The organism is Amycolatopsis sp. NPDC051758 (genome assembly GCF_044453095.1).
Classification (GTDB): Bacteria; Actinomycetota; Actinomycetes; order Mycobacteriales; family Pseudonocardiaceae; genus Amycolatopsis.
Genome location: NZ_JBITCJ010000003.1, coordinates 772,910 through 789,013, shown reverse-complemented (window position 1 = coordinate 789,013; position 16,104 = coordinate 772,910). Strand labels below are relative to the sequence as shown.

At 71.5% G+C, this 16,104-nt stretch carries 25 protein-coding genes; 14 read left to right on the top strand and 11 right to left on the bottom strand.

The features are described from left to right. Positions 1–230 precede the first annotated feature (230 nt). Positions 231–380 carry a hypothetical protein gene (locus ACIA5G_RS19075; protein WP_395924735.1) on the top strand — a complete coding sequence of 50 codons (150 nt, stop codon included), beginning with the start codon at positions 231–233 and terminating at the stop codon, positions 378–380. Positions 381–390: 10 nt separating this feature from the next. Continuing rightward, entirely contained in the window at positions 391–819 is a 429-nt protein-coding gene (locus ACIA5G_RS19070) for an NUDIX hydrolase (protein WP_395924733.1), read from the top strand. On the opposite strand, the gene ACIA5G_RS19065 is transcribed toward ACIA5G_RS19070, so the two are convergent. From ACIA5G_RS19065 to ACIA5G_RS19055, 3 genes are read right to left on the bottom strand one after another with little or no spacing between them, the layout of a single operon-like run. Continuing rightward, complete coding sequence (locus ACIA5G_RS19065) at positions 805–1,335, bottom strand: NIPSNAP family protein (protein ID WP_395924731.1); 531 nt, start codon at positions 1,333–1,335, stop codon at positions 805–807. The genes ACIA5G_RS19070 and ACIA5G_RS19065 overlap by 15 nt on opposite strands. 36 nt (positions 1,336–1,371) lie before the next feature. Beyond that, positions 1,372–2,544 carry an acyl-CoA dehydrogenase family protein gene (locus ACIA5G_RS19060; protein ID WP_395924729.1) on the bottom strand — a complete coding sequence of 391 codons (1,173 nt, stop codon included), beginning with the start codon at positions 2,542–2,544 and terminating at the stop codon, positions 1,372–1,374. A gap of 48 nt (positions 2,545–2,592) precedes the next feature. Further along, entirely contained in the window at positions 2,593–2,769 is a 177-nt protein-coding gene (locus tag ACIA5G_RS19055; RefSeq protein WP_395924727.1) for a hypothetical protein, read from the bottom strand. Positions 2,770–2,939: 170 nt separating this feature from the next. Between ACIA5G_RS19055 and ACIA5G_RS19050 the strand changes: the two genes are divergently transcribed. Genes ACIA5G_RS19050 through priA form a run of 3 tightly spaced genes read left to right on the top strand, consistent with a single transcriptional unit; the run spans position 2,940 to position 5,220 of the window. Continuing rightward, complete coding sequence (locus tag ACIA5G_RS19050) at positions 2,940–3,794, top strand: hypothetical protein (protein ID WP_395924725.1); 855 nt, start codon at positions 2,940–2,942, stop codon at positions 3,792–3,794. Between the two features lie 31 nt (positions 3,795–3,825). Beyond that, the gene (gene hisH, locus ACIA5G_RS19045) at positions 3,826–4,446 is read left to right on the top strand and encodes an imidazole glycerol phosphate synthase subunit HisH (protein ID WP_395924963.1); all 621 of its coding nucleotides are present in this window, start codon (positions 3,826–3,828) and stop codon (positions 4,444–4,446) included. Positions 4,447–4,482: 36 nt separating this feature from the next. Continuing rightward, positions 4,483–5,220: a bifunctional 1-(5-phosphoribosyl)-5-((5-phosphoribosylamino)methylideneamino)imidazole-4-carboxamide isomerase/phosphoribosylanthranilate isomerase PriA gene (gene priA, locus ACIA5G_RS19040; RefSeq protein WP_395924723.1), complete on the top strand. Its 738-nt coding sequence runs from the start codon at positions 4,483–4,485 to the stop codon at positions 5,218–5,220. Here the strand turns inward: priA and ACIA5G_RS19035 are convergent. Further along, on the bottom strand, positions 5,217–5,615 hold the full coding sequence (locus ACIA5G_RS19035; protein ID WP_395924721.1) for a pyridoxamine 5'-phosphate oxidase family protein: 399 nt from the start codon (positions 5,613–5,615) through the stop codon (positions 5,217–5,219). The two genes, priA and ACIA5G_RS19035, sit on opposite strands and share 4 nt — an antisense overlap. Positions 5,616–5,696: 81 nt before the next feature. On the opposite strand from ACIA5G_RS19035, the gene ACIA5G_RS19030 reads away from it, so the two are divergent. The 4 genes from ACIA5G_RS19030 to ACIA5G_RS19015 are packed head-to-tail and all read left to right on the top strand — an operon-like array spanning position 5,697 to position 7,924. Then, a complete protein-coding gene (locus ACIA5G_RS19030) occupies positions 5,697–6,626 on the top strand; it encodes an AraC family transcriptional regulator (protein ID WP_395924719.1) in 930 nt (309 codons plus the stop codon). Between the two features lie 57 nt (positions 6,627–6,683). Then, positions 6,684–7,025, top strand: coding sequence for a DUF1330 domain-containing protein (locus ACIA5G_RS19025; RefSeq protein ID WP_395924717.1), 342 nt, complete (start codon positions 6,684–6,686; stop codon positions 7,023–7,025). Between the two features lie 54 nt (positions 7,026–7,079). Beyond that, entirely contained in the window at positions 7,080–7,478 is a 399-nt protein-coding gene (locus tag ACIA5G_RS19020; protein ID WP_395924715.1) for a hypothetical protein, read from the top strand. Beyond that, entirely contained in the window at positions 7,448–7,924 is a 477-nt protein-coding gene (locus tag ACIA5G_RS19015; RefSeq protein WP_395924713.1) for a GNAT family N-acetyltransferase, read from the top strand. The genes ACIA5G_RS19020 and ACIA5G_RS19015 overlap by 31 nt, the downstream gene beginning before the upstream one ends. Here ACIA5G_RS19015 and ACIA5G_RS19010 read toward each other — a convergent pair. From ACIA5G_RS19010 to ACIA5G_RS19000, 3 genes are read right to left on the bottom strand one after another with little or no spacing between them, the layout of a single operon-like run. After that, complete coding sequence (locus ACIA5G_RS19010; protein WP_395924711.1) at positions 7,908–8,294, bottom strand: PPOX class F420-dependent oxidoreductase; 387 nt, start codon at positions 8,292–8,294, stop codon at positions 7,908–7,910. The two genes, ACIA5G_RS19015 and ACIA5G_RS19010, sit on opposite strands and share 17 nt — an antisense overlap. A 13-nt stretch (positions 8,295–8,307) precedes the next feature. Then, the gene (locus ACIA5G_RS19005) at positions 8,308–9,042 is read right to left on the bottom strand and encodes an ABC transporter permease (RefSeq protein WP_395924709.1); all 735 of its coding nucleotides are present in this window, start codon (positions 9,040–9,042) and stop codon (positions 8,308–8,310) included. Continuing rightward, positions 9,039–9,752 carry an ABC transporter ATP-binding protein gene (locus tag ACIA5G_RS19000; RefSeq protein ID WP_395924707.1) on the bottom strand — a complete coding sequence of 238 codons (714 nt, stop codon included), beginning with the start codon at positions 9,750–9,752 and terminating at the stop codon, positions 9,039–9,041. The genes ACIA5G_RS19005 and ACIA5G_RS19000 overlap by 4 nt, the downstream gene beginning before the upstream one ends. 145 nt (positions 9,753–9,897) lie before the next feature. Between ACIA5G_RS19000 and ACIA5G_RS18995 the strand changes: the two genes are divergently transcribed. Next, positions 9,898–10,845 carry a hypothetical protein gene (locus tag ACIA5G_RS18995; RefSeq protein ID WP_395924705.1) on the top strand — a complete coding sequence of 316 codons (948 nt, stop codon included), beginning with the start codon at positions 9,898–9,900 and terminating at the stop codon, positions 10,843–10,845. Here ACIA5G_RS18995 and ACIA5G_RS18990 read toward each other — a convergent pair. The 4 genes from ACIA5G_RS18990 to ACIA5G_RS18975 all read right to left on the bottom strand — a co-directional run bounded on the left by ACIA5G_RS18990 (position 10,835) and on the right by ACIA5G_RS18975 (position 14,181). Continuing rightward, positions 10,835–11,800, bottom strand: a complete 966-nt coding sequence (locus tag ACIA5G_RS18990) for a hypothetical protein (protein ID WP_395924703.1) — start codon at positions 11,798–11,800, stop codon at positions 10,835–10,837. The two genes, ACIA5G_RS18995 and ACIA5G_RS18990, sit on opposite strands and share 11 nt — an antisense overlap. Beyond that, positions 11,797–12,294 (bottom strand): SigE family RNA polymerase sigma factor, encoded by a 498-nt coding sequence (locus ACIA5G_RS18985; RefSeq protein ID WP_395924701.1) that lies wholly within the window; start codon positions 12,292–12,294, stop codon positions 11,797–11,799. Before ACIA5G_RS18985 ends, ACIA5G_RS18990 begins: the two co-directional genes overlap by 4 nt. Positions 12,295–12,361: 67 nt before the next feature. Continuing rightward, a complete protein-coding gene (locus ACIA5G_RS18980) occupies positions 12,362–13,495 on the bottom strand; it encodes a phytase (RefSeq protein ID WP_395924961.1) in 1,134 nt (377 codons plus the stop codon). An 89-nt stretch (positions 13,496–13,584) separates the two neighbouring features. Next, positions 13,585–14,181: a TetR family transcriptional regulator gene (locus ACIA5G_RS18975; RefSeq protein ID WP_395924699.1), complete on the bottom strand. Its 597-nt coding sequence runs from the start codon at positions 14,179–14,181 to the stop codon at positions 13,585–13,587. Between the two features lie 38 nt (positions 14,182–14,219). Between ACIA5G_RS18975 and hisF the strand changes: the two genes are divergently transcribed. From hisF to ACIA5G_RS18955, 4 genes are read left to right on the top strand one after another with little or no spacing between them, the layout of a single operon-like run. Beyond that, positions 14,220–14,993 (top strand): imidazole glycerol phosphate synthase subunit HisF, encoded by a 774-nt coding sequence (gene hisF / locus ACIA5G_RS18970; protein WP_086674706.1) that lies wholly within the window; start codon positions 14,220–14,222, stop codon positions 14,991–14,993. Beyond that, the gene (locus ACIA5G_RS18965; RefSeq protein ID WP_395924697.1) at positions 14,990–15,367 is read left to right on the top strand and encodes a hypothetical protein; all 378 of its coding nucleotides are present in this window, start codon (positions 14,990–14,992) and stop codon (positions 15,365–15,367) included. The genes hisF and ACIA5G_RS18965 overlap by 4 nt, the downstream gene beginning before the upstream one ends. Further along, the gene (gene hisI, locus ACIA5G_RS18960; RefSeq protein ID WP_395924695.1) at positions 15,364–15,726 is read left to right on the top strand and encodes a phosphoribosyl-AMP cyclohydrolase; all 363 of its coding nucleotides are present in this window, start codon (positions 15,364–15,366) and stop codon (positions 15,724–15,726) included. Before ACIA5G_RS18965 ends, hisI begins: the two co-directional genes overlap by 4 nt. Further along, positions 15,723–16,085: a DUF1304 domain-containing protein gene (locus ACIA5G_RS18955; RefSeq protein WP_395924693.1), complete on the top strand. Its 363-nt coding sequence runs from the start codon at positions 15,723–15,725 to the stop codon at positions 16,083–16,085. Before hisI ends, ACIA5G_RS18955 begins: the two co-directional genes overlap by 4 nt. Positions 16,086–16,104 lie beyond the last annotated feature (19 nt).

Genomic DNA, 16,104 nt, shown 5'->3' with positions numbered 1-16,104 from the left:
GTTGTTCTTGCGCATACTTCCGCCGCAGTCTTCGAGCGGGCAATACCTGCCACCGATACGGCGACGGCGGCCAGGCATGCGAGCCGGCGGGTCGGTGAAGCCGAGGCCGATGATCCAACCTGTCAGGGCGATGGCGAGCCGCAGAGTCTGCATGGCCCTCACCCCGCCCTCCAGGATCCGACCATGTTAGGTCAGCATGCTGGCTCAGTCGACAAGATGAGGCAGGTGGGATGACGGTTTCGCCGTGGGTGGTGCCGCCCGTCGTGATCGTCGTGATCGCGGTGGCGGGGGTGTTCGGACCTGGGTGGGCGAGCGGGGCGGCCGTGGCGTTCGCGGTGACGGGCGTGGTGTGGCTGGGCTGGATCCTCTGGAGGGAATAGCGTGGGCGGTATGGGGTCCACGATCAGGCCGCTCGCGCTCGGGGTCATCCGGCGCAAGAACGCGCTTCTCGTCTTTGAAGGGCACGACGACGTCAAGGGTGAGACCTTCTACCGGCCGCTCGGGGGTGGGATCGAGTTCGGTGAGCTCAGTGAGGACGCGCTCGTGCGCGAGTTTCGTGAGGAGCTCGGTGCCGACGTGGTTGTCAAGGAGCTGGTCGGGGTGCTCGAGAACGTCTTCGGCTGGCAGGCACGGCCCGGGCACGAGATCGTCTTTCTCTACACCGCCGAGTTCGTCGATCCGAGCTTCTACAAGCTAGACGAAATGAAGATCCTCGACGACCCAGCCACCGCGCGCTGGGTCGACGTCGAGGACTTCAAGAACGGCAGCAAGATCCTCTACCCCGAAGGGCTCACCGAGCTGCTCTCACCGGAGCAGTGACCGCGCCGTCGGCTCCAGCAGCTCTCCCGGGCCCGAGCGGCTGAACGACACCGACACCGGCCCGTCCTCGCGCACCGGCAGCTGGGGGAAGTTGTTCGGTGACGGCTCCGTCTCGAACACAGCGAACGCCGAGGGTGACGGCGTGGAAGAGACCGTCAAGTACAGGCCGGAACCCGGTGGTGGCGAAGCCAGACCACGCCGGACCGGGCGCAGCAGATGCACGTCGTCCGAGTCGATCATCGTGGCGTTTGCCGCGTCTCGGTGGGCCTTCCACACCTGGCCGAAGTAGAACTCCTCCAAAGCCGCCTTCCGGGCTTCGAGAGACTGGAATCCCCGCAGCCACACGAACTGGTCCGGGGACGCCGGAGACCGGAACAGGCCGAACAGGTGCGCGCCCGCCTCCTCCTGGGGCTCGACGAACTCGCGCTCGAACAGCGAAATCAGCTCGTCACGCCGCCCCGGGTGCAGTGTGTAGCGCCGCAGCTCCAGCACCGTTTCGTACTCGACAAAGGTCATGCCGGCACCATAAAGCGCACCACCGACAAAAACGGATCAGCGGAACGCCGCCAGCCCGGTCACGGCCTGGCCGAGCGACAGCGCGTGCATCTCCTCGGTGCCTTCGTACGTCAGCACCGTCTCCAGGTTCGCCATGTGCCGCATCACCGGGTACTCCAGCGAGATCCCGTTCGCGCCCAGCATCGACCGCGCCGTCCGCGCGACGTCCAACGCCGAGCGGACGTTCGCCATCTTCCCGAAGCTCACGTGGTTGTGGTGCAGCGACCCGGCGTCCTTCAGCCGCCCGATCTGCAGCGCCACCAGGCCGGCGCGGTTGACCTCGACGAGCAGGTCGGCCAGCTTGCGCTGGGTCAGCTGGAACCCGGCCAGCGGCTTGCCGAACTGCGAACGCGACAGCGTGTACTCCAACGCCGACTCGTAACACGCCCGCGCCGCGCCGACGACGCCGAACAGGATCCCGTAACGGGCTTCGTTCAGGCACGACAGCGGCCCGCGCAACCCCCTGACCTCGGGGAACGCCGCCGAATCAGGCAGCCGGACGCCGTCCAGCACCAGTTCGGCGGTGAGCGAAGCCCGCAGGGACAGCTTGTGCTTGACCTCGTTCGCGGTGAACCCGGGTGTCGACGTCGGGACGACAAAACCGCGGATCCCGTCGTCCGTCTGGGCCCAGACGACCGCGACGTCGGCGACGGTTCCGTTGGTGATCCACATCTTCGTGCCCGACAGCACCCAGTCGGACCCGTCGCGCACCGCGCGCGTCCGCATCGAGCCCGGGTCGCTGCCCGCGTCCGGCTCGGTCAGCCCGAAGCACCCCAGTGCGTCGCCGGTGGCCATCCGGGGCAGCCACTCCTGGCGGTGCTCCTCGGTGCCCCACCGGTGGATCGCGTACATCGCCAGCGAGCCCTGCACCGAGACGAAGCTCCGCAGCCCCGAGTCGACGGCTTCGAGCTCACGGCACGCGATGCCGTAGGCGACCGCGCTGGTGCCGGCGCAGCCGTAGCCCTCCAGGTGCATGCCCAGCAACCCCAGCGAGCCGAACCCCTTCGCCAGCTCCGCGGCCGGCAGCGAACCCGTCTCGTACCAGTCGGCGACGGCGTCGAGCAGGTTGTCCTTGGCGTACGCGCGCACGGCGTCGCGGATGGCGCGGTCCTCCTCGGCGAGCCCGGCGTCGAGGTCGAGGAAGTCGTGCGGGTCCGGAGTGCGGCTCATGAGGGCTCCAAGGGGACGCGTCGGTGCGGTCCCCGCAGGAAACCACAGTCAGGCGTCTGTTCCCTGAGTGGCGTTCGTCACGCGGACAGCAGACGGCCGGGCGGTGCATCGCTGCCGGATCTGCTGGCGGGGGATCAGCAGCTCGCTGAACTGCGGGAACGGCACACTTTCGATGTCGTCACGCCAGGCGTGCAGCATCTGGGACAGCACGTCGTCCTCGGCCATGTACGCCTCCCTGGCGTCCGGTCGCGGAGGCTGACCTCACACGATCGGATTGCTTGATACCCAGTGGCCGGGACGGCGAAACGTGTCTCCTCAAGATTCTTCCGGGCCGTCACCCGCCCGTGGCAGAATCGCCTGGCCGCCGCCATGGCCTCTACTTCCGAGGAGCGCACATGCGCGCGGCCAGTCTGCTCGCTCTCACCACCGCCGCCCTGCTCACCACCACCGGCGTCGCGTCGGCGCACGACGCCCGCTGGCGCCAGGTCGGCCACACCACCGCCGAAAACCGGGTCAGCGGCGAGGGCCTCACCACGCTCCGGCTGCCCGGGCGCACCCCCGAGATCGTCTACCGCAACGGCGCGACCATCCCGCAGCCGCTCAAAGACGAGGGCTGGGGCCACGTCGGCGACCCCGATTCCCTGCGCGGGTACGTCTTCGACGTCTACCAGGACACCGTCACACCGACCCCGACGAAGAAGATGTACCTGGTCACGAAGCCGGACGGCACCACGACGGAGTTCGTCCACCCGCTCCAGCCCGACGAGCCCGCGGCGAACGCGAACGCCCAGGTCGCGGCCACTCCCGACGGCCAGTGGCTCGTCTCCGGCCCGCTCGGCGAGATCGACCGCCTCTACGTCTCCGCGACGCCGTTCCTCAACCCCCGCGGCCCGAAGACCGCCGGTGACCTCCCGATCGCCGCCCGCATCCACCTCGACCACCACATCCGCAGCGCCCAGGGCTGCGACTTCGTCAGCTCGACGCGGTTGATCTGTGCCACGAGCGACCCGAACAACGACCTCTACCCGACGAACCTGCAGCTGCTCCAGGTCGACCTCGCCCGGCCGCTCAACGGCCGTGACGTCACGGCGAAGGTGCGCGAAATCAGCCAGGTTCCGCTGGTCAGCACCTGCACCGGCACCTTCACCCCGGAAGGCGTCGACTACGACGCGGGTGTGCTGCGGGTCGAGGTCGTGCCGCCGGCGCCGTGCAACACCGTGACGGACGTCTATTCGTTCGAGCGCCGCTGAGGGCGACGGCTACGCTGGGTGCGTGTCTCGTGTGGTGATCCTCGACTACGGTTCCGGCAACCTCCGCTCCGCCGAACGCGCTGTGGCGCGCGCCGGGGCCGAAGTCGAGGTCACCGCCGACCCGCATGCCGCCGTCGAAGCCGACGGCCTGGTCGTGCCCGGGGTCGGCGCCTTCTCCGCCTGCATGGCGGGGCTGCTGTCGGTCAAGGGCCACCGGATCATCGGCAAGCGCCTCGCCGGCGGCCGTCCGGTGCTCGGCATCTGCGTCGGCATGCAGATCCTCTTCACCCGCGGCGTCGAGCACGGCGAGGAGACCGAGGGCACCGGCGAGTGGCCGGGTGTCGTCGACAAGCTCAGCGCCGACGTCCTCCCGCACATGGGCTGGAACACCGTGCGCGCGCCGGCGGACTCGCAGCTCTTCGCCGGCCTCGACCCGGAGGAGCGCTTCTACTTCGTGCACTCCTACGCCAACCGGAAGTGGGAGCTCGACTCCGGGCTGCCCGGCCAGGAGCCGAAGGTCACCTGGGCCAACCACGGTGACGACTTCGTCGCCGCGGTCGAAAACGGGCCGCTCTGGGCGACGCAGTTCCACCCGGAGAAGTCCGGCGACGCCGGCGCGCACCTGCTGCGCAACTGGCTCGCGACCCTCTGACCGGGTGACGCGGGTCTCCGCCCTAGAGTTACCGGCGTGACTTTCACGCTGCTTCCCGCCGTTGATGTGGCCGATGGCCAGGCCGTGCGACTCGTCCAGGGCGAGGCCGGCACCGAGACCTCCTACGGCAGCCCGCTCGACGCGGCGTTCGCCTGGCAGCGCGACGGCGCCGAGTGGATCCACCTGGTCGACCTCGACGCCGCGTTCGGCAAGGGCAGCAACCGCGAGCTGCTCGCCGAGGTCGTCGGCAAGCTGGACGTGCAGGTCGAGCTCTCCGGCGGCATCCGCGACGACGCGTCGCTGACGGCCGCGCTGGCCACCGGCGCCCGCCGCGTCAACCTCGGCACCGCCGCGCTCGAGGACCCGGAGTGGACCGCGCGCGTGATCGGCGAGTACGGCGACCGGGTCGCGATCGGTCTCGACGTGCGGATCACCGAGGCCGGCCACCGGCTCTCGGCCCGCGGCTGGACCTCCGACGGCGGTGACCTCTGGGAGGTCCTGGAGCGCCTGGACCGCGACGGCGCGTCCCGCTACGTCGTCACCGACGTGAGCAAGGACGGCACCCTGCGCGGCCCGAACCTCGAGCTGCTGCGGGACGTCGTCGCCCGCACCGACGCGCCGGTGATCGCCTCCGGCGGGGTGTCCAGCGTGGCCGACCTGGTCGCGCTGGCCGGCCTGGCTTCCGACGGCGTAGAGGGCTCGATCGTCGGCAAGGCGCTCTACGCCGGGGCGTTCACGCTGCCCGAGGCGCTGGCCGCGGTCGCGAAGGTCTAGTACGCGTAGCGGCTCACCTTCTCCGGGTGGATGACCAGCCGGAGCTGGTCGGTGGCCAGGATTTCAGCGAGGTCGGCCGCGCGCGTCGGGTCTTCGAGGTCCCAGTAGCGAGCGGCCAGGCGGGCCGCGAGTTCGTGGGCGCCGCCTGATTCGAGCGTGACGCGCCCGGCGGCCGCCACCCAGCGCTCGCGCTCGCCCACCGGCGCGGCGACGACGAGTGAGGCCCGCGGGTCACGCCGCACCCGCCGCACCTTGGCCGAGTCCGGTTCCGTGAACAGCTGGAGCGTGCCGTCGCCGGTGGCTTCGAACCACACCGGCCGGGGTTGGCCGTCGGCGACGGTCAGGAAGCCGTGCAGCGGGCGGCGGAGGAACTCGAGGTCGTCGTTGGTCAGCATGCCGCCGATTCAACCGGGCGGGCTCGGACGATTCCATGGGTGAAAAGCCGGATTGCCTGTGTGTTCGTCTAACCTCGGTGGGTGGACGCGTTCAGTGACCTGATCCGCGGCGTGCGGGCCCACGGCTCGTTGTTCGGCAGCTCGACGCTGTCCCCGCCGTGGGCGCTGCATTTTGTGGACGGCGCGCCGCTGACCCTGTGCACCGTCCTCACCGGGGCGGGCTGGGTCGTGCCGGAGCACGGTCCGCCCGAACCGATTCGCGCCTACGAGACGATCGTCGTGCGCGGGCCGTCGACGTTCACCTTCGTCGACGAGCCCGGCACCCGCGCCGAGCCGGTCGCGTGCGGTGAGCACTGCGCGGCGCCCGAGGAGGGCGGCACCCGGCACCGGCTCGGCTGGCACGACGACGGCCGCGGCCCGACCACGCTGATCACCGGCGCCTATCCCGCACGCGGCGAGCTCAGCCGCCAGCTGCTCGAAGCGTTGCCGGTTGTGCTGCGTGTGGACGGCGGCGGCACGGGTGACGCGGTGGTGGACCACCTCGCCGCCGAGCTCGCCGTCGACACGCCGGGCCAGCAGGTGGTGCTCGACCGGCTGCTGGACTGGATGCTGGTCTGCACGCTGCGCGCGTGGTTCGACCGGCCCGGGGGTGAGCCGCCGGGCTGGTGGGCCGCGCAGCGGGATCCGGTGGTCGGGCACGCGCTGCGCCTGCTGCACGCCGAACCGGCGGCCCCGTGGACGGTCGCCGCGCTGGCCGGCCGCACCGGGGTGTCCCGCTCGACGCTGGCGAAGCGGTTCGCCGAGTTGGTCGGCGAACCGCCGCTGACCTACCTCACCCGCTGGCGCATGACGCTCGCGGCCGACCTGCTGGCCGGGTCGTCGACGGTCACGGACACCGCCCGCACGGTCGGGTACGCCGACCCGTTCGCCTTCAGCGCGGCGTTCAAGCGCGTCCGGGGCGCCAACCCGAGCGAGTTCCGGCGCGCGGCGTCGGCGTTACCTCCGACGTAATCGACGCTGAGTGGCCCGCGCGGCAGGATTCCTTTCAGGACAACGAAAGGAACCACGATGACCGCGTACGGACTCGCCCACCTCCGCCCGCCCGCCGTGCTGCCGGAGGAGGTCTTCCAGTACCTGGAGCGCATCCAGGCGACGCTCGACCCGTACGGCGGCAGGTTCGTCGTGCACGGCGCGCCGGTGGAGGTGATGGAAGGGGAATGGCCGGGCGCGCTGGTGGTCATCGAGTTCCCGGACGTCGCGGCCGCGCACAAGTGGTACGACTCGCCCGCGTACCGGGAAATCCTGCGGCTGCGGGCCGATCACATCCCCGGTGACCTGGTGATCGTCGAAGGCTGCGGCCCGGACCACGACTCGGCGGCGATGGCGGCCGCGATGCGGGCTGCGGTATGACAGCGGGAGACGACCTGGGGGAGGTGCGGTGGCAGCCGAGTACTACACCGCGGAATGCGAGAACGGCCGCCGGTCCGCCGGTCCGCCGACCCGTCCGAGGACGGCTTGTTCATGCTCATCGAGACGCTCGACCACGCGGACAACACCCATCTGGTCGTCGAGCCCGCCGACGAGTCGATGACCTGGTACGCCTCGGTCGGCCTGCTCGACGACGGTGCGTACGAGGTGGAGTACCGCGACCCGCGCCACCGCGAGCACGAGGTGACCGTCGAGGCCGAGATCGGGCCGATCGCCCGGCAGCTGATCAGCTGGCTGGGCGGGCGCCACTTCCCCGGCAACCCCACGAGCCGCGGATTCACGACGACTTCTGAAGGAACCGAAAAGCGGCTGACACGGGCACCCGGAACCCGTAGGTTGCCGCGGTGGAGGAGATCGTCACGCAGCTCGAAATGACCGCCGTCGGCCAGCTCAACCCGGCGCCGCTCGTCGACGGGGTTGCGCTGCGGGCCGTCGAGCCGCCGGCGGACATCCGGGCGCTGCACGTCCGGATCGGCACGCCTTACCAGTGGCCGAGTGCCACCCGGACCGCGGACGAATGGGCGCGCTGGCTCGCCGAACCGGGCCGCCGGTACCGGCTCATCGAATACCGCGGTGAGGTCGCCGGCGCCGCCGATTTCGAGCCACAGCAAGGGAACGACGTCGAAATCACCACCTTCGGCCTGCTGCCCGAGTTCGTCGGGAAGGGCCTCGGCGGTTACGCGCTCACGCTGGTCGTCGCGGACGCGTGGACGCTTCCGGGCACCCGGCGCGTCTGGCTGCACACCTCGACGCTCGACCACCCGAACGCGCTGCCGAACTACCTCCGGCGCGGCTTCCGGAGCTTCAGCCGTCCAGCTTGACCGCGATCCCGACCGTGCGGTCGGCCGGGCCGCGCAGCTTCGAGAAGAACATCGTGACGCGCCCGACGATGCCGTACTTGCGGGTGATCGCCCGCCGGACGCGCTCGGACTCGGACAGGTCCAGCAGCCGCGCCTGCCCGCTCACCACCGCGCCGTGGGTCTTCTTCCCGCGGACGTCGCAGGCCTGGACCTCGACCCGGCCGCTGTTGCGGATGCGCTTGACCTTCCCGGCCTTCCGCTCCGACCACAGCACGAGCTCACCGCCGTCGCCGGCCACCCAGATCGGGGTCGGCACAGCGCGTCCGTCGCGACGGAACGTGGTCAGGACGACGTAACGCTCGGCCGCGAGCCGGTCCGTTTCGGATGCCATGCGTCCACGGTAGTCACGGCGTCCGCCGCCGCAGCGTCGCCGCGCCGAGCACCAGCGCCAGCAGCGCGCAGCAGGCGACGACCAGCAGGTTCCGCAGCACCACCGCGTCGACCGTCGAAGACGTCGTGACGCGCGTCAGCGCCTCGACCGCGTAGGACAGCGGCATCACCTCGGACAGCCACCGCAGCAGCCAGCCCATCTCCTCGCGCGGCACGAACAGCCCGCACAACAGGATCTGCGGCAGCACGAACACCGGCATGAACTGGATGGCCTGGAACTCGGTGCGCGCGAACGCGCTGACGAACAGCCCGAGCGCCATCCCCAGCAGCGCGTCCAGGACGGCGATCAGCAGCAGCATCACCACCGACCCCGCCAGGTCGAGGCCCAGCCACCACAGCGAGACGCCCGCGGCGAGCGCCACCTGGACGACGGCGATCGCGCCGAACGCCAGCGCGTAACCGAAGAGCAGGTCGAGCCGGCCGATCGGGAGCGTCATCAGGCGTTCGAGGGTGGCCGTGGTGCGCTCCCGCAACGTCGTGATCGACGCGATCAGGAACATGATCAGGAACGGGAACACGCCGAGCAGTGCGGGCGCGACACGGCTGAACACCAGCGTGGAGTTGAAGACGTACCGCAGCAGGATCATCAGCAGTGTCGGCACCAGGATCAGCATCACGACGGTGCGCGGGTCGTGCCGCAGCTGCGTCAGGATGCGCCGGGTGGTGGCGAGCGTCAGCGCGGGGTTCACGACGCCGCTCGCACGAGGTGCAGGAAGGCCTGTTCGAGATCGGCGGCGCCGGTGCGCTCCCGCAGGGCCAGCGGCGCGTCGTCGGCGAGCAGCGTGCCTTCGCGCATCAGCAGGAGGCGGTCGCAGCGCGCCGCTTCGTCCATGACGTGGCTGGACACCAGCAGGGTGGCGCCGCCGTCGGCGAGCCGGCGGAACAGCGCCCAGAGCTCGTCGCGCAGCAGCGGGTCGAGCCCGACGGTCGGCTCGTCGAGCACCAGCAGCTCCGGCTCGCCGAGCAGTGCGACGGCCAGGTTCGCGCGGCTGTGCTGCCCGCCGGACAGCGAGCCGACCAGCTTCCCGGCGTGGTCGGCCAGCCCGACCTCGGCGATCACCCGGTCCACATCGGACGCCGGCGCGCGCAGCACGGCGGCGAAGTACCGCAGCGCCTCCCGGATGGTCAGGTCGGCGTAGATCGCCGGGTTCTGCGTCGCGTAGCCGATCCGGCGCCGCAACGGCGGGCTGCCGGCGGGCAGGCCCAGCACGGTGACCGTGCCGCCTTCGACGATCTGCACCCCGACGATCGCCCGCATCAGCGTCGTCTTGCCGCAGCCGCTCGGGCCGAGCAGCCCGGTGACGGCGCCGCGCGGCACCTCGAAGCTCACGTCCCGCACCACCGGCCGGCCGCCGCGCCGGACCCGCAGGCCGGTGACGGCCAGCGCAGAATTAGTCATGTGTTTAATTCTGCGCCCGAGGTGAAGTCCGCGTCAAGCACGCACCCGGCGCAACCGGATGGGGCACAACGGCAGAAGCGCTTCAAGAGTGCTTCTTGCGACGATCGAAGGGCTGGGTTTGCCCGCACACTGGAGGGAATCGTCGATGGCCGTCTCCTACGAAGTCCCGGTTCATCCGCAAGCGAGTTTCTTCGGCGGTGGGCCGTATCCCGCCCGTCGCGCCGTGATCGCGCTCGTCGCGGTCCTCGCCGGGTTCGCGCTGACCGCGCTGTGGTCGGCGCCGTTCGTCGACTCCGTGATCGGCGACAGCGTCGCGAACGGCCTCCTCGGTTACGACGCGAAGGCGACGCCGATCAGCGGAGTCGTCGCCGGGACGCTGTTCGCGTTCGTCTCGGGGCTCGCGGGCTCGCTCACCGCCTGCAACATCGCCGCGTTCGGCGCGGTCGCCCCGCTGGTGGGCGGCGAAGCCGGGGAGAAACGGCGCTTCTCGACCACACTCAAGCCGCTCGGCTGGATCGCCGTCGGGATGCTCACCGTCTCCGTGGTCTACGGCGTGATCGTCGCGCTGGTCGGCACGCGGATGCCGCAGTTCTCCACCGCGCCGGCGAGCGGGCTGAGCGCGCGCAGCGTCCAGTCCATGATCGCGTTCGGCGTGGTCGGCCTGGTGTTCCTGGTGCTGGGCCTGATCGCGCTGGGCATCCTCCGCAACCCGTTCGCGGGTTTTGTCGCCCGCCACCCGGCGGCGCCGCTGGTCCTGATGGGCGCGCTGATCGGCGGGTTCCTCATCGGCCGGCCGTACCCGCTGTTCCGGATCATGTTCCGCAGCGCCGCCGAGCAGCACAACGTGTTCTACGGCGCCGCCGCGTTCGCCCTGCAGTCGCTCGGCAACATCGTGATCATGGGTGTGCTGTTCCTGATCCTGACGCACGCCACGGGCGGGCGCGTGCAGCGCTGGCTGGCCGCTAAGCCGGCCCGGATCGCGACGGTGACCGGGGTCGCGCTGCTCGTCGGCGGCACGTTCACGTTGCTGTACTGGGACGTCCGCGTGCTCGGCCGGCTCGGGATCATCTGGTTCCCGATGGTCAGCTGGTAACCCGGCCGAGCCAGCGGTAGTCGGGGGAGGGGTCGAGCCGGACGCCGTTCGCGACGGCGGTCAGCACGGCTTCCGGCTGCTTCCCCGACACCGTCAGCCAGCGCCCCGACGGCAGCCGGACGGCGACCATCGCCTCCTCGCCGTTCTTGGGCGCCACGAACAACCCCTGGCCGCCGCGCACGGTGACGGGCGCGGCGCCGTTCACCCCGGGGGAGCCCGCGCTGACGACGGCCCGGACCGCGGGCTGGTCCGGGGCCGCCGCCGTCAGCTCGGTCGTGCCGTCCCCCGGGCCGGTGCCCCGCACCGCGGCCGACCGCTCGGCCAGCCCCGCCGGCAGCGGGCCGAACCGCAGCTCACCGCGGACGCCGACCGGGGCGGGGGTGACCGAGTCCGCAACACGCTGGGCGACCGCGCGGGCGTCCGGGACACCCGCGACCTGGGCGGTCAGCACGTGGTCGTCGTCGGCGAGCCAGGTGAGCAGCGCGGCGCTGCCGGTGTCGCCGGTGACCATGGCGACGCGGCCGTGCACCAGGACCTGGTCCTTGAGCGACGCGATCCGCAACGCGGTCTGCGACCACACGGGGTCGGCGGTGGAGTACGCCGACAGCGTGACCTCGGCCGGCCCGGCGAACCACCGCCGGACCTGCGGCGCGGTGCCCGGGCCGCCTTCGCGGTACTGCTCGGTGAAGCCGCCGGGCAGCCAGCCCGGGCTGTAGCCGAGCACCGGCCGGCCCGCGGCCGGGTCCAGGTCGGCCGTGGTGAACGCCTGCGTCCCGACGACGACCCCCGCCACCACCGCGACCACGGCGGCGGCCACCAGCGCGAGCCGCACCGGCGCACGGCGTTTGCGCCGGGCGAGCGCATCGCGGACCGCGTGGCCGTCCGGGGCGCGGGCGGCGAGGCGGTCGAGGCTTTCCCGGATCAGCGTCTCGGTCTCGTGGTCGCTGCGGGTCATGCGTGGTCTCCGGTGGTGAGGGCCGTCGGGTGCGGGGCCTGGCGCAGGGTCGTCAGCGCGCGGGAGATCTGGCTGCGCACGGTGGAGGCGCCGCAGCGCAGGACCGCCGCGATCTCGGCGTCGGAGTAGTTCTCGTAGTACCGCAGCACGACCGCGGCGCGCTGCTTGCGCGGCAAGGTGGCGAGCAGGCCGAGCATCGCGTCCCGCTCGTCGTAGGCGGCGGCCGGATCGGCCTCCGGCGGCCCGAGCGCGTCGAGGACGTCGTGGCTGCTCGGCACCACCCGCCGCACCGCCCGCCGCCGCCACGACAGGTATTCGTTGGTGACCATCCGCCGCACGTAGGTCGGCGGCGAGTCGATGCCGTCCCACCGCTGCTGGGCGCGCAGCAGCACGTCCTGGACGATGTCCTGCGCCAGGTGCGGGTCGTTCGTCAGGACGGTCGCGTAGCGGAGCAGCCCGTCCAGCCGCTCCGCCACGAACTCTTCGAATCCCACGCACGTCCCTTCGTCACCCCCATGGACGCGTGAGGGGGCCGGGTTGATGCACGGGTGTGAGAAGTATTTAGAGAACGTCCTCGAGCCGGAGGAAGGCGAAGCCGGTCGTCTCCAGGTCACCCACCGCCGGTCGGCGCTCGCCGTCGTGGACCACCAGGAGGCCGTGCGGGAAGCGGCGGCCGAGGTACGCCGTGCTGATCGCCGAGCCGTCCGAATGCTCCACCGAGTCCGTGCCGCGGCCGGCGACGATCCGCAGGTCACGCGTCCGCTTGCCGTACACGACGAACCGCGAGTCACCCTGGCTGGAGGCGAACAGCGTCCCGTGCGCGACGGCCAGCCCTTCGGCGTCCGCGGAAAGCCACTTGCCGCCGAAACCCGGGTCCGCGCCGGACGGCACGCACTCCTCCGAAGCCGCGTCCCACCGCGCCGGGACGCCGTACGAGCGCACCCGGTCGATCAGCTCCGGCCGGCCGAACCCGGCCGGGGACAGCGGGATCCGCCAGATCCCGACGTCCTCCTGGGCGGTGTAGAGCACCCGCCCGTCCAGCACGGACCCTTCCAGCTGCGGCCCCTCGCCGGGTTCCTCGCACGGCGACCACGACGCACCGTTCGGCAGCCGGAACGTCGACGGCAGGTCCACCGTCGCGAGCGGCGCGGTGCCGACCGTGCCGCCCGGCTGGTCCACCAGCCGCAGCAGCGCCACCCGCGTCTCGTGCCGGCGGGTCACCGCGACCCACCGGAGGCCGGTGCGCGGGTCGCGGCCGGCGGCCAGGCCGTACGCCGTGCGCTGCTCGTCCACTTCGGACTCCGACGCCGAGAACACCGGCGGTGCGGCCGGGTCGGTGACGTCGCGCAGCACCTGCGGGGCGTCCGGGTCGATCCGGTACACCCGGATCCGGTCGCGGCCGCGGTCGCTCACCACGGCCAGGTCGCCGACGACGTCGACGTTGTTGAACCGCCCGCCCGGACCGGCCGGGACCCGCTGCAGGGTGCGGGCGTCCAGGTCGAACGCCGCCAGGCCGCCCTCCTTCAGCGTCCCGAGCACGATGCTGCGCGCGGGGTCGTGCGGGTGGACCCAGATCGCGGGGTCGTCGGCGTCGGCGGGCTCGGCGAACGCCTCGGTCTGCACCACCGGCGACGGGTCGCGCGGGGTGGCGGAAGCGGGGACGGCGGTCAGCAGGGTGACGGCGGCCACGGCCACCGGGAGGAGTCTGCGCACGCGCGGAAAACTAGACGAATCGGATGGCCGGGACGTGAACGCGGCGTGCTGAGCAGCCCCCGGTTTCCAGCCTACGGCGGGCCACCGACGGTTTTGCGGCCTTCGAGGTAGTACTGCGCGACCGGTGCGAGCAGCGCGACGATCTCGTCGTCGTCCGCGTCGGCCAGCGGGGGCAGCTTGATCACGTACCGCAGCAGCGCGACGCCCATCATCTGCGCGGCGATCCCGGCGACGCGGGCCTTCGGCACGTCCAGCGCGCGGGCCACCTCGGCCAGCACCGCGCGTTCGATGAACTGGCGCATCATCACCGCGACCTGCTCGTTCGTCGCCGCCGCGCGCAGCATCGCGATGAACGGCGTGCGTCCCTCGGGGGTGGCCCAGACCGCCAGGAACGCGCGCACCAGCCGTTCCCCCAGGCCCGCGCGCGGCCCGGCGAGGATGGCCGGGACCAGCTCGGCCGGGTTCACCGGCAGGTTCATCGCCGCCGCGAACAGCTGCTGCTTGCTGCCGAAGAAGTGGTGCAGCAGCGCCGCGTTCACGCCCGCGTCGGCGGCGATCCCGCGGACCGTCGCGCCGTCGTACCCCAGGTCCGCGAACCGGTGCCGCGCCGCGTCGAGGATCTTCTCGCGCGTCTCGGTCTGCCCCGGCCGCCGTCCTGCCTGTGCCATTGCCTGAGCTTAGAAGGCGCTTGACTACGCTGGTGGGCATGTCTGTCGCGGTGCGGGTGATCCCCTGTCTCGACGTCGACGCGGGCCGGGTCGTGAAGGGCGTCAACTTCGCCGGCCTGCGCGACGCCGGCGACCCGGTCGAGCTGGCCCGGCGTTACGACGCCGAAGGGGCCGACGAGCTGACGTTCCTCGACGTCACGGCGTCCTCCGGGGACCGCGAAACCACCTACGACGTGGTCCGCCGCACCGCCGAGCAGGTGTTCATCCCGCTCACCGTCGGCGGTGGCGTCCGCAGCAACGACGACGTCAACCGGCTGCTGCGCACCGGCGCGGACAAGGTGAGCATCAACACCGCCGCGATCGCCCGGCCGGAGTTCCTCCACGAGGCCTCCCGCCGGTTCGGCGCCCAGTGCATCGTGCTGTCGGTCGACGCGCGCCGCGTACCCGAGGGCGGCGAGCCCACCGCGTCCGGCTTCGAGGTCACCACGCACGGCGGCCGCCGCGGCACCGGCATCGACGCCGTCGAGTGGGCCGCGCGCGGCGAGGAGCTCGGTGTCGGCGAGATCCTGCTGAACTCCATGGACGCCGACGGCACCAAGAACGGCTTCGACCTCGAGCTCATCGAGCTGGTGCGCAAGGCCGTGCGCGTCCCGGTGATCGCGAGCGGAGGAGCGGGCGCGGTCGAGCACTTCCTGCCCGCGGTCCGCACCGGCGCCGACGCCGTGCTCGCGGCCAGCGTGTTCCACTTCGGACAGCTGAAGATCGGCGACGTCAAGGACGCGCTGCGCGAAGGCGGGGTCGAGGTCCGATGAGGTCCTGGCCGGCACCCGTCGAGGTCAAGGTCGTCGCCGGGCTGCTGATCGGCCTGCCGGTGGCGTGGGCGCTGCTCGACCTGATCCCGGTGCTGAGCGCCGGGGCGGACCTGGCGATCTACCGGATGCCCGCGCTCGCGCTGATCCTCGGCGGCGTCGTGACGACAGGTCTGGTGCTCAAGATGGGCAGCGCCCGCATCGGCGGCCTGGTGATCACCGTGGTGTTCGCGCTGCTGCACGCCTTCCTGCTGCTCGGCGCGGCACTGTGGTTCAACAAGCTGTTCTCCGGCCTGTCCTTCGCCGGGTACGGCTACGCATTCGTCCTGCTGAACTCGATGCCGCTGAAGCGGCACATCCTGGGAGCCGAAGCATGAGCCTGGACACGGCCGTCTCGGCGCGCCTCAAGCGCAACGCCGACGGCCTGATCGCCGCGGTCGTCGTCGAGCACGCCACCTCCGACGTGCTGATGATGGCCTGGATGAACGACGACGCGCTGGCCGCCACCCTGGCCACCCGTCGCGGCACGTACTGGTCCCGCAGCCGGCAGAAGCTGTGGGTCAAGGGCGAGACGTCCGGGCACTACCAGCACGTCCGCGAAGTGCGGATCGACTGCGACGGCGATACGGTCCTGTTGCGCGTCGACCAGACCGGCCCGGCCTGTCACACCGGCACGCACACCTGTTTCGACACCGAAGAGCGCTTGCTCCTGGCCGATGAGAAAGAGAACGCGTGAGGATCGTCGCGGACGTCCTGGTCGGGCTGGTCGCCCTGATCCACGTCTACATCGTCGTGCTGGAGATGTTCCTCTGGACGACGCCCCGGGCCCGCGCGGCCTTCGGCACCACCGAGGAGTTCGCGAAGGAGAGCGCGCCGCTGGCCGCGAACCAGGGGCTGTACAACGGTTTCCTGGCGCTCGCCCTCGTGTGGGGCCTGATCGCGAGTGATCCGACCGGCTTCCAGCTCAAGCTGTACGGCATCGTCTGCGTGATCGTCGCGGGCCTCTACGGCGCCGCGACGGCGAACAAGCGCATCCTCTTCGTGCAGGTGCTGCCCGGAACACTGGCGCTGATCGCGCTTCTGCTGGCGCGCTGACCGGGCGTACCCTCCCTGG

What these genes read in the sequence shown, in the direction of transcription:
- ACIA5G_RS19075 (WP_395924735.1), top strand. Translation starts at nt 231, where the DNA reads ATGACGGTTTCGCCGTGGGTGGTGCCGCCCGTCGTGATCGTCGTGATC.
- ACIA5G_RS19070 (WP_395924733.1), top strand. Translation starts at nt 391, where the DNA reads ATGGGGTCCACGATCAGGCCGCTCGCGCTCGGGGTCATCCGGCGCAAG.
- ACIA5G_RS19065 (WP_395924731.1), bottom strand. Translation starts at nt 1,335, where the DNA reads ATGACCTTTGTCGAGTACGAAACGGTGCTGGAGCTGCGGCGCTACACA.
- ACIA5G_RS19060 (WP_395924729.1), bottom strand. Translation starts at nt 2,544, where the DNA reads ATGAGCCGCACTCCGGACCCGCACGACTTCCTCGACCTCGACGCCGGG.
- ACIA5G_RS19055 (WP_395924727.1), bottom strand. Translation starts at nt 2,769, where the DNA reads ATGGCCGAGGACGACGTGCTGTCCCAGATGCTGCACGCCTGGCGTGAC.
- ACIA5G_RS19050 (WP_395924725.1), top strand. Translation starts at nt 2,940, where the DNA reads ATGCGCGCGGCCAGTCTGCTCGCTCTCACCACCGCCGCCCTGCTCACC.
- ACIA5G_RS19035 (WP_395924721.1), bottom strand. Translation starts at nt 5,615, where the DNA reads ATGCTGACCAACGACGACCTCGAGTTCCTCCGCCGCCCGCTGCACGGC.
- ACIA5G_RS19025 (WP_395924717.1), top strand. Translation starts at nt 6,684, where the DNA reads ATGACCGCGTACGGACTCGCCCACCTCCGCCCGCCCGCCGTGCTGCCG.
- ACIA5G_RS19020 (WP_395924715.1), top strand. Translation starts at nt 7,080, where the DNA reads ATGCGAGAACGGCCGCCGGTCCGCCGGTCCGCCGACCCGTCCGAGGAC.
- ACIA5G_RS19010 (WP_395924711.1), bottom strand. Translation starts at nt 8,294, where the DNA reads ATGGCATCCGAAACGGACCGGCTCGCGGCCGAGCGTTACGTCGTCCTG.
- ACIA5G_RS19000 (WP_395924707.1), bottom strand. Translation starts at nt 9,752, where the DNA reads ATGACTAATTCTGCGCTGGCCGTCACCGGCCTGCGGGTCCGGCGCGGC.
- ACIA5G_RS18995 (WP_395924705.1), top strand. Translation starts at nt 9,898, where the DNA reads ATGGCCGTCTCCTACGAAGTCCCGGTTCATCCGCAAGCGAGTTTCTTC.
- ACIA5G_RS18990 (WP_395924703.1), bottom strand. Translation starts at nt 11,800, where the DNA reads ATGACCCGCAGCGACCACGAGACCGAGACGCTGATCCGGGAAAGCCTC.
- ACIA5G_RS18975 (WP_395924699.1), bottom strand. Translation starts at nt 14,181, where the DNA reads ATGGCACAGGCAGGACGGCGGCCGGGGCAGACCGAGACGCGCGAGAAG.
- hisF (WP_086674706.1), top strand. Translation starts at nt 14,220, where the DNA reads ATGTCTGTCGCGGTGCGGGTGATCCCCTGTCTCGACGTCGACGCGGGC.
- ACIA5G_RS18965 (WP_395924697.1), top strand. Translation starts at nt 14,990, where the DNA reads ATGAGGTCCTGGCCGGCACCCGTCGAGGTCAAGGTCGTCGCCGGGCTG.
- hisI (WP_395924695.1), top strand. Translation starts at nt 15,364, where the DNA reads ATGAGCCTGGACACGGCCGTCTCGGCGCGCCTCAAGCGCAACGCCGAC.